The organism is Spiribacter aquaticus, assembly GCF_007625215.1.
Taxonomy (GTDB): domain Bacteria; phylum Pseudomonadota; class Gammaproteobacteria; order Nitrococcales; family Nitrococcaceae; genus Spiribacter; species Spiribacter roseus.
This window is the reverse complement of record NZ_VMKP01000003.1, coordinates 443,139-456,989: the sequence shown is the minus strand read 5'-3', so window position 1 is coordinate 456,989 and position 13,851 is coordinate 443,139. Positions and strand designations below refer to the sequence as shown.

The window sequence follows — 13,851 nt, the reverse complement described above, 5'->3', positions numbered from 1 at the left end:
TGTCCGGCGTGTCGCCCGCCTACAGGCCGGCCTTGAGACTCGCCTCTATGAATGAATCCAGACCGCCGTCGAGCACGGCCTGGGTGTTGCCCACCTCGACGCCGGTGCGCAGGTCCTTGATGCGGCTCTGATCCAGCACGTAGGAGCGGATCTGGCTACCCCAGCCGATATCCGACTTCGAATCCTCCACCGCCGCCGCCTGTTCGCGCTTGGCCTCCATCTCGCGCTCGTAGAGCTTGGCCCGCAGCTGCTTCATGGCGGTCGCCCGGTTCTTGTGCTGCGAGCGGTCATTCTGGCACTGCACCACGATACCGGTGGGCTGATGGGTAATGCGCACCGCCGACTCGGTCCGGTTGACGTGCTGCCCGCCCGCACCGCTGGCGCGATAGACATCGATGCGCAGATCCGACGGATCGATTTCGATGTCCACATCCTCGTCCAGCTCGGGGCTGACGAAGACCGAGGCGAATGATGTGTGGCGACGGTTGCCCGAGTCGAAGGGTGATTTGCGCACCAGTCGATGCACACCGGTCTCGGTGCGCAGCCAGCCAAACGCGTACTCCCCCTCGACCCGGATGGTGGCACTCTTGATGCCGGCCTGGTCGCCTTCGGAGACCTCGATCAGATCGGCCTTGAAACCCTTGTGCTCGATCCAGCGCAGGTACATGCGTAAAAGCATGTCGGCCCAGTCCTGGGCCTCGGTACCGCCGGAGCCGGCCTGAATGTCGACAAAGGCGTTGGTGGGGTCCATCTCGCCGGCGAACATGCGCCGGAACTCCAGCGACTGGACAACGCGCTCGTGGGCGGCGAGGTCCGCCGCCACCGACTCCAGGGTGTCGGCGTCATCCTCCTCCCGGGCCATCTCGAGCAGTTCGCCCGCCTCATCCAGCCCGGTCAGCAGGCCCCGCATCTGAGCGACGACCGTGTCCAGCGCCGCGCGCTCGCGATTCAGGTTCTGGGCGCGCTCGGGGTCGTTCCAGACATCGGGCTGTTCGAGCTCGCGGGTGACTTCTTCGAAGCGTTCCTCCTTTTCAGCGAGGTCAAAGATACCCCCTCAGGGACTCGGAGCGTCCCTTGAGATCGTCAAGCTGGGTGGCAAGCTGATTACTGTCGAGCACGGTGTTCCTCTTGTTGACTGTCGATTGGCCTGGCGGCTCAGCGCACGGCTTCCCAGGCGCGGGCCAGGCGTTTTTCCGATACCCGCTCGCGGGTGCCCAAATCCTGGGCAAACAGCGAGATGCGGTACTCCTCCACCAGCCACCGGACCTGCGCCAGGGCCGGGTCACGGATGGCCCGTCGGGCATGACGCGCCAGCGCCTCGTCGAGCCGGCGCTGATGCGGCTGGATCGCCGCCAGGCCGGCCGCGTCACGGTTCGGGTCCTGCTGCAGGCGCTCGAGCCGGCGGGCCATTCCCGCCAGATAGCGCGGCAGATCGGCGAGCCGCTCCGGGTCGGTGTCCAGCAGAAACCCGGGGTACACCAGCCCGTCCAGCTGCTGGCGGAGATCTTGGTAGCTGTCCATCATGCCCAGCGGGATATTGCCCTTGAGTGCCCGGCGCACCCGCTTTTGTCGCGACAGGATATCAGAGACCCGATCCCGGAGCTGCTCACCGTGGGGGATGATTGCGGTGCGGCCCTGCTCGCAGATTTCGAGCCAGCTGGCCCGGTCCCGCGGAACGGTCCCGGCGAGAAAAACCTGATCGAATACCGCGGCCACAAAGCCGCGTTTGAACTCATCGGCGTCCCCCACATCGCGGTAGTCGATGGCCATGCGATCGAGACCCTCGAGCCCCCGGCGCAGGTGGCGCGCCTGCTGGGCGAAGCGCTTCATCAGGAGACTGCGAACACCCTCGCGATGGGCAATGGCGGCGCGCTCGGGGCCGTCAAGCAGGCGCAGGGCCACCGCGCCCTGTTCGGCACACAGGGCCGGATAGCCCTGCAGCTCGATCCCGCCCTGCACGAAAGGCACCCGCTCCGGCAACGTGCCGATGTCCCAGTCGGTGATCCCGGTGCGCTCGAAGCTGCTGTCGGCCGGCGCCCGGAAGTCGCGCGCCGCATGATCGGCGCAGGACCGCTGCAGCGCGGGCAGATCACGACCGCTGTCGAGCAGCGCACCGGCCTCATCGAGCACCTCGAAGCGCATTTGCAGATGTCCGGGCAGGACCAGCTCATCCCACAGGCCGCCAGGGATATCAATCCCGGTCATGCGCCGCAGCTCGGCGCGCACCGCCGCCTCCAATGATCCCTCTCGGGTGGGCAGTGACTCGAGAACCGCACGGGCAAAATCCGGCACGGGCACAAAATGCCGTCGCAGCGCCTTGGGCAGTGCCCGGATCAGGGTGACCACCTTTTCCTCGAGCAGGCCGGGCACCAGCCACTCGAAGGGCTCCGGCGAAAGCGCGTTGAGGGCCGCCACCGGAATGCAGACCGTGACGCCATCGACCTCGCTACCGGGCGTAAAGGCGTATCGCAGTGGCAGGCGCACGCCATTGACATCGAATGTGTCGGGGTAGTCGGCCGCCCCCTCGGTCACGCCCCGGGCCATCAACTGATCGCGATCCAGCCGCAGCGCACGGTCGTCGCCGCCGTCGCGCAGCCAGCGATCAAGACTCGGGCCATCCACCACCGCGGCCGGCAGGGCCGCGTCATAGAAGGCCGCAAGTGCCTCGTGATCCACCAGCACATCACGGCGCCGGGTCTTTGCCTCGAGAGTCTCGACCTCGGCGATCAGGTCCTGGTTGGCCCGCAGAAAGGCCGGCGGATCCGGTGGTGGCTCGCCCAGCAGACCCTCACGGATGAACACCTGCCGGGCCTCCGCCGGGGCCACGCGCGCATAGTCGATCTTGCGCCCGGTGACGATGGGCAGACCATAGAGGGTGGCATCCTCACGCCCGAACACCTTGCCCCTGCCGGCCTCCCACCACGGATCGCGATGGCGGCGCTTGAGCAGATGCCCGGCCAGCGGTTCGATCCACTCCGGCCGCACATCGGCCGCCACCCGGGCGAACACCCGGCTGGTTTCGACAAGCTCCGCGGCCATGATCCAGCGCGGCCGCTGGCGCGCCACCGCCGAGCTCGGATGAATGGCGAGCTTGAGCCCACGCGGCCCGACATACTCACCGCCGTCCTCGCGCCGGGCGATGTTGGAGAGAAAGCCGCTGAGCAGGGCCCGATGGATCGCCACCGGTCGTGCCGGCGCGGTATTTTCGGTGAGCCCCATATCCCGCACGAGGCCGCGCAGCTGGGCGTGGGTATCCGCCCACTCACGCATGCGCACATGAGACAGAAAATGCTCATGGCACCAGGCCTGGAGTTTGCGCCGACTCAGATGGTGGGCCTGCTCCCGATAGGCGGCCCAGAGGCGTAGCTGTCCGCCAAAATCCGAGCGCTTGTCCTGCCAGGCGGACTGCGCGGCATCGGCCGCCTCGCGTCGATCCATGGGCCGCTCACGGGGATCCTGTACCGACAGCGCGGCGGCGATCACCAGCAGCTCATCCAGCGCACCCTCGCGGTCGCCCGCCAGCAGGATGCGCGCGATGCGCGGATCCACCGGCAGGCGGGCCAGCTGACGACCCAGCCGCGAGAGATTCTGGCGGCGGTTGAGCGCGCCCAGTTCATCGAGCAGCTTGAGCCCGTCCTTGACGTAGCGCGGATCCGGCGGCTCGATGAAGGGAAACCGCTCGATGGCGCCCAGCCGCAAATGCTTCATCTGCAGGATGACCGAGGCCAGGTTGGTGCGCAGGATTTCGGGATCGGTAAACCGCGGCCGCGCCTCAAAGTCGGCCGCGTCGTAGAGGCGTATGCACACGCCCGGCCCCTCACGTCCACAGCGCCCGGCGCGCTGGTCGGCGCTGGACTGTGCGACCGGCTCGACCGGCAGGCGCTGGACCTTGGTGCGATAGCTGTAGCGGCTGATCCGCGCAAGCCCGCTGTCCACCACGTAGCGGATTCCCGGGACGGTCAGCGAGGTTTCGGCGACGTTGGTGGACAGGACGATCCGCCGGCCACGGTGCGGTGCGAACACGCGCTGCTGCTCGGCGGTGGACAGGCGCCCGAACAGGGGCAGCACCTCGGTATGGGGCGGGTGATGCTTGCGCAGCGCCTCAGCGCACTGACGGATCTCGCGCTCGCCGGGCAGGAACACCAGAACGTCGCCGCGGCCGAGGCCCGCGAGCTCATCCACGGCCTCGACAACGCCCTGGCGCAGGCTGCGCTCGCGCTCATCCTCCGACTGCTCGACCAGCGGCCGATAGCGGACCTCCACCGGGTAGGTGCGTCCCGAGACCTCCACCACCGGGGCATCGTCGAAGTGTTGCGAGAACCGGGCCGGATCGATGGTCGCCGAGGTGATGATCACGCGCAGATCGGGCCGTCGGGGCAGGAGGCGCTTGAGGTAACCGAGCAGGAAGTCGATGTTCAGGCTGCGCTCATGGGCCTCGTCGATGATGACCGTGTCGTAGCCGTCAAGCCGATCGTCGGCCTGGGTTTCGGCGAGCAGCATGCCGTCGGTGAGCAGCTTGATGCGCGTTTCCGGCCCGGTCTGGTCACTGAAACGCACCCGGTAGCCGACCCCGCTGCCCACTCTCGTCCCACACTCTTCAGCCACACGGCTGGCGAGGCTGCGGGCGGCAATGCGCCGTGGCTGGGTATGCGCGATCATCCCGTCGATACCGCGACCGAGATCGAGCATGAGCTTGGGCAGCTGCGTGCTCTTGCCCGACCCGGTCTCGCCGCAGACCACGACCACGGGATGATCGCGCACCGCCGCCTTGATGGCCTCGGCATGCTCGAGGACGGGCAGATCCAGGGCATAATCCGGGCGCAACGTCATCGCCTCCCGGGCGGCCCGGGCCTTCGCAGCACTACGCGTCGGGTGGGCGTTGGAGTGTTCAGCCATTCCGGCCGTCGTTGGACTCCGATCCGTCGCGGCCCGAGCGGCGTCGGGTCCGGGGCGCCGTGCGCGGCGCAAACTGCAGGGCCTCAAGATCCCAGTGCGCGTCGTCACACTGCAGGACCAGGCAGCCCGGTCCGCCATAGGTCCGCGTCCGGCCCGCGGCGCCGGGGTTCAGCACCCAGGGCATGGCACTCTGATCGACGCACTGGCGGTGACTGTGGCCGTAGACCACCGCACGGCAGTCGGCAAATTGCTGCCGGTAGCGGCGATGGCGCTGGTCAATCGTGCCGCCGTCATCGCCATGGACGAGCTTGATTCGCCCGCCGGGCAGATCCACCGTGGCGTTTTCCGGCAACCTGGCCAGCATGTCCTGCTCGGACGCGGGCCAGTGCGCCGCATCGTCGTTATTGCCGCGGATCGCCACGGCTTCCTGTTCGGGCTGCATGGCGAAAAGCACATCCGCGCCACCGACATCACCGGCATGCAGGGCAATGTCGCAGCGACGGACCTCGTCGGCAATGCGCTGATCAAGGAACCCGTGGGTATCCGCGAGAATGGCGACCCGGACCGAGCGATCAGTCATTGCGCGGCAAAGCCCGAGTCGATGGCGGCGGTCAGGGCCGGATAGCTGTCAGTCACGGGGAACTGCGGGAACGCCGCGGTGACGTTCGCGGGGGCCGAGAAGAAAATACCCTGCCCGGCAGCCGCGAGCATGCTGGTGTCGTTGAACGAATCACCCGCCGCAACCACCGCAAAGTTCAGCCCGCGCAGGGCCTCGACGGCCGCACGCTTGTGGTCGCGCATCCTCAGCCGATAGCCGGTGATGTCTCCATTGCCATCGGTCTCGAGCTGATGACAGAACAGCGTCGGCCAGTTCAGCTGGCGCATGAGCGGCCGGGCGAACTCGTAGAAGGTGTCCGAGAGGATGATCACCTGGTAGCGCGACCGCAGGTCGTCGAGAAACGCCCGGGCGCCGGGGAGCGGCTCCATCCGGTCGATGACCGCCTGGATGTCGGGCAGGCCCAGCCCGTGGGCGGCCAGGGTATCCAGGCGCATGCGCATGAGCTCGTCGTAATCGGCGATGTCCCGCGTGGTCGCCTTGAGGGCGTCGATGCCGGTCAGCGCCGCAAAGTCGATCCATATCTCCGGGACCAGCACACCCTCGAGGTCGAGACAGACTATATTCACCGGGGTTGATCCCTCCTAGATTCAGGCTCGCGGACGTTACGGTTTTTAGCCATGGGCTGCAAGGCGGCGGGTGGCCGCTCATCCGCCTCCACGAGCGCATTGAACTTGCGTGACATTGCCACCATCCAATGACATATTGAAGGCAGTTGCATCATTGATCCAACGGAGGTAAGCAACGATGGCTCAGGATTTTCGCACCTCGATCGCCGGCGGCCGCTCCACCGGCCAGTCGGTGCTCGCCACCAACAAGGTGCTGCGCAATACTTATGCGCTGCTCGCGCTGACACTACTGTTCAGCGCCGCCATGGCGGGAACCGCGATGGCGACCAACGCACCGCCCATGCACTGGCTGATGGTGCTGGGTGGCTATTTCGGTCTCCTGTTCCTGACCACCTGGCTGCGTAACAGCGTCTGGGGGCTGGCGAGCGTCTTCGCGCTGACCGGCTTCATGGGGTTCACGCTGGGCCCGATCGTCAGTCTGTACATCGGTGCGTTCAGCAACGGCGCCGAGCTGGTGATGATGGCGCTGGGCGGCACCGGCATGATCTTTCTGGGGCTTTCGGCCTACGCACTCACCACGCAGCGCGATTTCAGCTTCATGCGCGGATTCATCTTCGCGGGTGTGCTGGTGGCCTTCGCCGGCTCCATCGTCGCGGTGCTGTTCTCGATCCCGGCCCTGTCGCTGGCGGTCAGTGCGGCGTTTGTGGTGCTGATGAGCGCCCTGATCCTCTACCAGACCAGTGAGATCATCAACGGCGGCGAGACCAACTACATCATGGCGACGATCACGCTGTACGTGACGATCTACAACCTGTTCCTGAGTCTGCTGCAGCTGCTCGCGGCGTTTGCCGGCGAGCGCTGATCGGGGCCTGCGGGCCTGACCCGACCCCGTCCGATGTCTGATCGGGCGGGGTTTTTTATTGCCATTTGGTCTATCATGGGCATCCGTCATACCTTTGGTGACTATCGCCCATGAAACTCACCCAGCTCCGCTATATCGTCGAAGTCGTGCGCCGCGGCCTAAATGTCTCCGCCGCAGCGGATGCGCTCTACACCTCGCAGCCCGGGGTCAGCAAACAGATTCGCATGCTCGAGGAGGAACTCGGCGTACCGATCTTCGAGCGCAGCGGCAAGCACTTCACCGGCCTCACCCGACCCGGCCATCAGATTCTGGCCGCCGCGGAGCGCACACTGGCGGAGACCCGTGGCATTCAGTCCATTGCCGCGGAGTTTGCCGACGACCAGAGTGGCAGCCTCAGCATCGCGACCACCCATACCCAGGCCCGCCACGCGCTGCCCCCGGCAGTGCAGGCCTTCCGCGCCCACTACCCCGCCGTCAGCCTGCACTTCCATCAGGGCACACCCACGCAGATCGCCGAGATGGCCACCGCCGGCGAGGTCGACTTCGCCATCGCCACGGAGGCGCTCGAACTCTACGAGGATCTGGTGATGCTGCCCTGCTATCGCTGGAACCGCAGCATCGTCGTGCCGCAGGGCCATCCGCTCTGCGCCTGCGAGCCCCTGACCCTCGAGGCCATCGCCGAGCATCCCATCGTCACCTACGTCTTCGGGTTTACCGGGCGATCAAGACTGGATGCGGCCTTCTCCGCCCACGGCCTCACGCCGGAGGTGGTCTTCACCGCCACCGACTCGGAAGTGATCAAGACCTATGTCCAACTCGGCCTCGGGGTTGGCATCATGGCCAGCATGGCATTCGACCCGCAGCGCGATGAAGGCCTGGTCGCGCTGGACGCGAGCCACCTGTTCGAGGCAAGCACCACGCGGATCGGCTTTCGGCGCAGTGCCTACATGCGCGCCTACATGTTCGCGTTCATCGAGACATTCGCCCCGCACCTCACCCCGGCGGTGGTGCAGCAGGCCATCGAGGCACGCACGCCCGAACAGCGCGAGGCCATCGAGCGGCTGCTCGAGCCGGTTCTCGAGTCGACCGGAGACTGATCGGGAGGCATTGGCATGGATCCGGAACTGCTCGACATTCGCCGTCACCTGGGCGAACACCCGCCATTTGACGGCCTGACCGATGATCAGCTCGACGACATCGCCAGTCATGTCGAAATCAGTTACTACCGGGCGGGCTCGCAGATCCTGGCCTCGGGCCAACCCATCGCCGCGCTTTTTTATGTCCGCAGCGGCGCGGTTGAAGTCTACCGGCGCAGCGGCGACCTGTTCGATCGCCTCGGCGAAGGCAGCCTGTTCGGCCACTACGGCCTGCTGCGGGGCCGACGCGCCCAGTACCCGGCAATCGCCATCGAAGACACGCTGATCTATGCCATCGATGCCGATCGCTTTGATGCGCTCTACGAAACCGACGGCGATTTTGCCGACTTCATCGAACTGGGCCGGCCGCGGACCGGGACCAGCGTTGATAGCCAGACCCGGAACAATGACCGGATGGCCACGCGGATCCGCAAGCTGGTCACACGCCAGCCGCTGATCGCCGAGAGCGACGCAAGCGCCCGCGACGTGGCCCGCCAGCTGGCCGATGAGCCATCGGCCGCGCTGCTGGTGGTCGAACCCCAGGGCGATGACCCGCGCTATACCTACGCGGATGCCGACGGGGCGCTCTGGCAGGTCAAGGGCATTCTTACCGATGCCGATTTCCGCGCCCGCCTCGTCGCCGAAGGCCGCCCGGTGGACACACCGGTCGGTGAAATCGTCAACGAGCAGCTCGTGGCGGTGCAGTCGGACGAAACCATGCAGGAAGCCATGCTCGCCATGCTTCGGCATAACGTCCACCACCTGGCGGTGATGCATCGGCGCCGCCCGATTGGTGTGATCCGGCTCGAGGACGTCGTGCGTTATGAAACGCAGAGCAGCCTCTATCTGATTGAGAGCATCTTCAGTCAGCGCCATCCCGAGGGACTTGCCCGATTATTGCCCGAGGTCCGCAATGCAGCGGTTCGCCTGATTCGCGAGGGCGCCGACTCACGCACCGTGGGCACGGCCCTGTCGTCCATCGGCCGGAGTTTCGTCCGCCGCCTCCTGGAGCTGGCCGAAGCCGAGCTCGGACCGCCACCGGTCCCGTACGCCTTCATGGGCATGGGCTCAATGGCCCGCAATGAGCAGACCCTGGTGACCGATCAGGACAATGCGCTGGTATTGGATGACCGCTTTGATCCCCAGCAGCACGATGACTACTTTGCCGCCCTCGCCCAGCGCGTGAGCGACGGATTGGATGCCTGTGGCTATGCCTACTGCAAGGGCGGCATCATGGCCACCAACCCGCGCTGGCGCCAGCCGCTATGGGTCTGGCAGCGCTATTTCCGCAGCTGGATACAGGCCCCCAATGCCGAGCGGCTGCTACACAGCAATATCTTTTTTGACCTCGATAACCTCTACGGCGAGGAACGCCTGATCGAGACCCTGCAGACGCTGATCGCCACCGAGGCCGGTGACAGCCCCGCCTTTCTGGCGGCCATGTCACGCAACGCCCTCAACCGCACGCCGCCGATCGGTTTTTTCCGCGAATTCGTGACCGAAAAGGACGGTCAACAGAACGACTCGATCAACGTCAAGCGACGCGGAACCGCACCGCTCACCGATCTCATCCGCATTCACGCCCTTGCCTGTGGGTCGCAGGCACAGAACTCGTTCGAGCGGCTTGCCGATATCAAGACCACCTCACTGCTGGGTCCCGGCGTGGCCGATCGCCTGAGTTACTCCCTCGAGGTGCTGAGCCTCGCGCGCCTGCGCGATCAGGTGCTCGACATCGAGCAGGAGCGTGAGCCGGATAACAACATCGAACCCCGCAACGTGCCCGCCAAGCAGCGCGCCGAGATTAAGGAAGCCTTCCGTGCCCTGAGTGACGCGCAGAAGTTTCTGCGTTTCCGCTACCCGATGCCATCCGGCGGCCTCCAGAAGCGTGGCCGCTAGGCGTGCGGCTGAAAGCCGACCCGCACGCGCGCTGGCATGACTGGCTGCAGGAGATGGCCCGGCGCGCCGACACCCGGGCGTTGCGCGACTTCTATGCGGCGTTCCCGGACAACCCGGAGGCCGCCATCGGTGATACGCCACTGGTCGCCATTGATCTCGAGACCAGCGGCCTTGATCCGCGCCAGCACGGCATCCTCAGCGTTGGCCTGGTGCCGTTCACGCTGGATGGCATCGCCGTCGCCCGCCGCCGGCACTGGATCCTGCGACCGCCCCGGGGCTTTTCCGGCGAATCCGTCGCCTATCACCACATCACCCATTCGGAGGTGGAGCAGGCACCGGACCTGGCGGATGTGCTGCCAGAGATCCTCGCCGAGCTGCAGGGTCGCCTGCCGGTGGTGCACTACCATCCGGTGGAGCGGCGCTTTCTGGATCGGGCCGTGCGCGAGCGCACCGGCAGCGTCTTCCGGTTTCCGCTCATCGACACCATGGAGATCGAGGCCAAACGCCATCGACGTCGCTGGCGGCTCCGCCTGCGCCGGCTCCTGCGCCGGTCGCCGGCGTCAATCCGCCTCAATGACAGTCGCATCCGTTACGGCCTGCCCCCCTACGAGGGGCACCAGGCCGTGCTGGATGCGATCGGGACGGCCGAGCTGCTGCAGGCGCAGATCCAGCACCACTACAGCCGCTCGACCCCGGTGGGCCAGCTCTGGGTCTAGGCGGCGCGGGGCTCCGACATCAGTCCCCTGATGATGGAGTAGCAGGCCACCAGCAGCACCAGTGTCAGCGGAAAGCCCGCCGACAGGGCCATGGCCTGCAGTGCTGAAAGCCCGCCACCCAGTAGCAGGGCGATGGCGATCGCGCCCTCGATGATCGCCCAGAACATGCGCTGTGGCTTGGGCGAGTCGACCTTGCCGCCGGCGGTGATCGCGTCAATGACCAGCGAGCCCGAGTCGGACGAGGTCACAAAGAAGACGATCACCAGAAAGATGGCGAGGCTCGAGGTGATCAGCCCCAGCGGCAGATTCGAGAGCATCTCAAAGAGCTGCAGATCGCCACTCGCCTCGGAGACGCTCTCCAGCCCCTTGTTGACCACCTGGTCAATGGCGGTACCACCCAGTGCCGTCATCCACAGCACCGAGATCAACGTGGGAATGACCAGCACCGCGATCAGGAATTCACGCACCGTGCGGCCGCGGCTGACCCGGGCGATGAACATGCCGACGAACGGCGACCAGGAAATCCACCAGGCCCAGTAGAACGACGTCCACCCCTGGGAGAAGTTCGTGTCCTCGCGGCCGATCGGGTTGGAAAGCGGGATGACGTTCTTGGCATACGAGAACAAATACTCGAAAAAGCCGGTGGCGATCGCCAGCGTCGGTCCAGCCACGATCACGAACAGCAGCAGCAGGCCGGCAAGCCCCATATTGAGCTGCGAGAGCCGCTGCACCCCCTTGTCGACGCCCAGCGTCACCGAGCCCAAGGCGATGATGGTGATACCGATGATCAGCAGCACCATCGTGGTATCACCGGAGGGAATGCCAAACAGGTAACCCAGACCGACGGTCGCCTGCTGGGCACCCAGCCCCAGCGATGTCGCCAGTCCGAACAGGGTCGCGAACACGGCGATCACGTCGATCACATGCCCCGGCCAGCCCCAGACGCGCTCGCCGAGGATCGGGTAGAACACCGAGCGCATGGTCAGCGGCAGGCCCTTATTGAACGAGAACAGTGCCAGCGCCAGCGCCACCACGGCGTAGATACCCCAGGGGTGCAGCCCCCAGTGGAAAATCGTTGCCGCCATACCCAGCGAAATGGCGGCGTTCTGATCGCCAGCCGCCGCGCCCAGGGGGGCCCAGTCGGTGCGGACGCCGCCTTCCATGCTGGTGCCTTGTATGGCCTTTTCGAAATGTCCGAGAGGCTCGGAGACGCCGAAGTACATCAGGCCGATGCCCATGCCGGCGGCGAACAGCATCGCGAACCAGCCCGCATAGCTGAAATCGGGTGTCGCGTGGGCACCGCCCAGCCGGACGTTGGCCAGCGGCGTAAAGATCAGCCCCAGGGCGATCAGGACAAAGATGTTCGCGCCACCAAGAAAGAACCAGGCGAGGTTCTGGGTCAGCCAGACGCGGGTCGCTTCAAAGACCGGACCCACCTCGTTCTGCAACGCCAGCGTAATGATGACAAAGGCGAGGATGATCAGTCCCGAGAAGGTGAAGACCTTGCCGTGCAGATCGACTTCGAGGCCGAAGCGGTTGCCAGCGATGTTGTCCTGACCGATGACGTAGTCGGTATCGATCAGGCCCGAAGGCCCTTCCGGTGCCGGAACGCCGGTGGATTTCTGCTCATCGAGGTTTTCGTCACTCACGATTCTCTCCTTGATGGGTGTCGAGGGCGCACATCGGCTCAGGCCGGGCGCACCAGAAAGACGGACACATCGGTGTGGGATGCGATTCGGTCACCGTGGGATGGCATGACGGCATCCAGGTGCCTCGGCAGGTGGGTGGCCATGACCACCAGGTCCGCGCCGACCGCTTCAATGGACTTGAGAATCAACCCGTCCAGGTCGGCCGTGGGGTCGGGGGAGTTGATGCAGCGCGACGAGGTTTTCTGCCCGTGCACCGCCTCCTGACCGCTCGCAAAGGCTTCGAGCTTGTGCTCGTACTCTTCGGGGGTCCGGGCCACCGTCCCCGGCGTGGAGGTGGTGACCGCCATGTAACAGACCTCCGCCCCGTAGTGGCGGGCAAGGTCCGCGCTGGTGGACAGCGCACGCTGGATCGCCTCGATGTGCGCCAGGTCCACCGGGACCAGGATTTTCTTGAACATGCACTTTCTCCTTGCATCCTGCACGAAATCGCGCCAAAGCGGACCAGAGGTTGAGGAGTTTGGGAGGGAGGGTCAACCGTTGCTACTGAATTTCTGACCCCATGGGTCAATAAAACTCAACGATATCGGGCGCGGCCGGCAAAGGCGTGGGACAGGGTACCGGCGTCGACATAATCGAGGTCGCCGCCTAGGGGAACACCGTGGGCAATCCGGGCGATGTCCACGCCGGCATCCGCCGCCATGCCGGCAATGTATTGGGCCGTGGCTTCGCCCTCGACCGTCGGACTGACCGCGAGAATGATCTCGCCCACCTCGCCAGCGGCGAGACGGGCTTCGAGGCTTTCAAGACCCAGCTCGCCGGGGCCGATGCCATCCAGCGGCGACAGCCGGCCCTTGAGGACGAAGTACAGCCCCCCATAGTCGGTGGCATCCTCGAGCGCCTGCACATCGGAGGGGTTCTCGACCACGCAGAGCAGGCCCGGGTCGCGGCGTCCGCTGGCACACAGCGGGCAGAGATCGGCTTCCGTCAGATTGCGGCACAGCCGGCATTCGCCCACCGAATCGGCCGCCGTCTGCAGCGCCCGTGCCAGGCGCCCGGCCGCACTGCGGTCATGCTGCAGCAACGAGAACGTCATCCGCTGTGCCGACTTGGGTCCGACGCCCGGCAGGCAGCGAAGTGCCTCCATGAGCTCCTGGACCGCCGGGGAATAGGCCATGCGCTGCTCCGGCCTAGAACGGCATCTTCATGCCCGGCGGCAGGTTCAGCCCCTCGGTCAGCCCACCCATGCGTGACTGGGTCTCCTGGTCAAGTTTCTGCGCCGCGTCGTTGAAGGCGGCGGCGACCAGATCCTCGACCATCTCGCGGTCTTCATAGACGCTTTCGTCGATGGAAACGCGCCGCACCTCATGACGGCCCGTCATGACGACGCTGACCATACCGCCACCGGCCTGGCCGGTGATTTCCATTTCGGCAAGCTCCGACTGCGCTTTCTGCATTTCCTCCTGCATGCGCTGGGCCTGCTTCATCATGTTGCCGAGTCCGCCTTTCATGAA

Annotated in this window: 12 protein-coding genes; 4 read left to right on the top strand and 8 right to left on the bottom strand. The window is 65.8% G+C overall.

Going from position 1 to position 13,851, the window contains the following annotated elements:
• Positions 1–19 precede the first annotated feature (19 nt).
• The 4 genes from prfB to thrH all read right to left on the bottom strand — a co-directional run bounded on the left by prfB (position 20) and on the right by thrH (position 6,081).
• Positions 20–1,118, bottom strand: a protein-coding gene (gene prfB, locus FPL11_RS08645) for a peptide chain release factor 2 (RefSeq protein ID WP_144348240.1) whose coding sequence is annotated in 2 segments (ribosomal slippage) — positions 20–1,042 and positions 1,044–1,118 — 1,098 coding nt in all. Because the reading frame shifts where the segments join, the coding sequence is not laid out codon by codon here.
• A gap of 37 nt (positions 1,119–1,155) precedes the next feature.
• Complete coding sequence (gene hrpA / locus FPL11_RS08640) at positions 1,156–4,896, bottom strand: ATP-dependent RNA helicase HrpA (RefSeq protein ID WP_144348239.1); 3,741 nt, start codon at positions 4,894–4,896, stop codon at positions 1,156–1,158.
• Positions 4,889–5,476: a metallophosphoesterase family protein gene (locus tag FPL11_RS08635; RefSeq protein WP_144348238.1), complete on the bottom strand. Its 588-nt coding sequence runs from the start codon at positions 5,474–5,476 to the stop codon at positions 4,889–4,891. Before FPL11_RS08635 ends, hrpA begins: the two co-directional genes overlap by 8 nt.
• Positions 5,473–6,081, bottom strand: a complete 609-nt coding sequence (thrH, locus tag FPL11_RS08630; protein ID WP_144348237.1) for a bifunctional phosphoserine phosphatase/homoserine phosphotransferase ThrH — start codon at positions 6,079–6,081, stop codon at positions 5,473–5,475. The genes FPL11_RS08635 and thrH overlap by 4 nt, the downstream gene beginning before the upstream one ends.
• A gap of 178 nt (positions 6,082–6,259) precedes the next feature.
• Between thrH and FPL11_RS08625 the strand changes: the two genes are divergently transcribed.
• From FPL11_RS08625 to FPL11_RS08610, 4 genes are all read left to right on the top strand, one after another.
• Entirely contained in the window at positions 6,260–6,943 is a 684-nt protein-coding gene (locus FPL11_RS08625; RefSeq protein WP_069133955.1) for a Bax inhibitor-1/YccA family protein, read from the top strand.
• A 110-nt stretch (positions 6,944–7,053) separates the two neighbouring features.
• The gene (gene cysB, locus FPL11_RS08620; protein ID WP_144348236.1) at positions 7,054–8,040 is read left to right on the top strand and encodes an HTH-type transcriptional regulator CysB; all 987 of its coding nucleotides are present in this window, start codon (positions 7,054–7,056) and stop codon (positions 8,038–8,040) included.
• Positions 8,041–8,055: 15 nt separating this feature from the next.
• A complete protein-coding gene (locus tag FPL11_RS08615) occupies positions 8,056–9,975 on the top strand; it encodes a DUF294 nucleotidyltransferase-like domain-containing protein (protein WP_144348235.1) in 1,920 nt (639 codons plus the stop codon).
• A gap of 2 nt (positions 9,976–9,977) precedes the next feature.
• Positions 9,978–10,691 (top strand): 3'-5' exonuclease, encoded by a 714-nt coding sequence (locus tag FPL11_RS08610; RefSeq protein ID WP_235013456.1) that lies wholly within the window; start codon positions 9,978–9,980, stop codon positions 10,689–10,691.
• Here FPL11_RS08610 and FPL11_RS08605 read toward each other — a convergent pair.
• From FPL11_RS08605 to FPL11_RS08590, 4 genes are all read right to left on the bottom strand, one after another.
• Entirely contained in the window at positions 10,688–12,340 is a 1,653-nt protein-coding gene (locus FPL11_RS08605; protein ID WP_144348234.1) for a BCCT family transporter, read from the bottom strand. The two genes, FPL11_RS08610 and FPL11_RS08605, sit on opposite strands and share 4 nt — an antisense overlap.
• 38 nt (positions 12,341–12,378) lie before the next feature.
• Positions 12,379–12,798, bottom strand: coding sequence for a universal stress protein (locus FPL11_RS08600; RefSeq protein WP_144348233.1), 420 nt, complete (start codon positions 12,796–12,798; stop codon positions 12,379–12,381).
• A 116-nt stretch (positions 12,799–12,914) separates the two neighbouring features.
• Entirely contained in the window at positions 12,915–13,514 is a 600-nt protein-coding gene (gene recR, locus FPL11_RS08595) for a recombination mediator RecR (RefSeq protein ID WP_069133949.1), read from the bottom strand.
• 13 nt (positions 13,515–13,527) lie between these two features.
• Positions 13,528–13,848: a YbaB/EbfC family nucleoid-associated protein gene (locus FPL11_RS08590; RefSeq protein ID WP_144348232.1), complete on the bottom strand. Its 321-nt coding sequence runs from the start codon at positions 13,846–13,848 to the stop codon at positions 13,528–13,530.
• Positions 13,849–13,851: the final 3 nt, after the last annotated feature.

Bases quoted from the DNA above. Each gene is read 5' to 3' on its own strand.
- FPL11_RS08615 (WP_144348235.1), top strand. From the start codon at position 8,056: ATGGATCCGGAACTGCTCGACATTCGCCGTCACCTGGGCGAACACCCG.
- recR (WP_069133949.1), bottom strand. From the start codon at position 13,514: ATGGCCTATTCCCCGGCGGTCCAGGAGCTCATGGAGGCACTTCGCTGC.
- cysB (WP_144348236.1), top strand. From the start codon at position 7,054: ATGAAACTCACCCAGCTCCGCTATATCGTCGAAGTCGTGCGCCGCGGC.
- FPL11_RS08635 (WP_144348238.1), bottom strand. From the start codon at position 5,476: ATGACTGATCGCTCGGTCCGGGTCGCCATTCTCGCGGATACCCACGGG.
- FPL11_RS08600 (WP_144348233.1), bottom strand. From the start codon at position 12,798: ATGTTCAAGAAAATCCTGGTCCCGGTGGACCTGGCGCACATCGAGGCG.
- FPL11_RS08625 (WP_069133955.1), top strand. From the start codon at position 6,260: ATGGCTCAGGATTTTCGCACCTCGATCGCCGGCGGCCGCTCCACCGGC.
- hrpA (WP_144348239.1), bottom strand. From the start codon at position 4,896: ATGGCTGAACACTCCAACGCCCACCCGACGCGTAGTGCTGCGAAGGCC.
- FPL11_RS08590 (WP_144348232.1), bottom strand. From the start codon at position 13,848: ATGAAAGGCGGACTCGGCAACATGATGAAGCAGGCCCAGCGCATGCAG.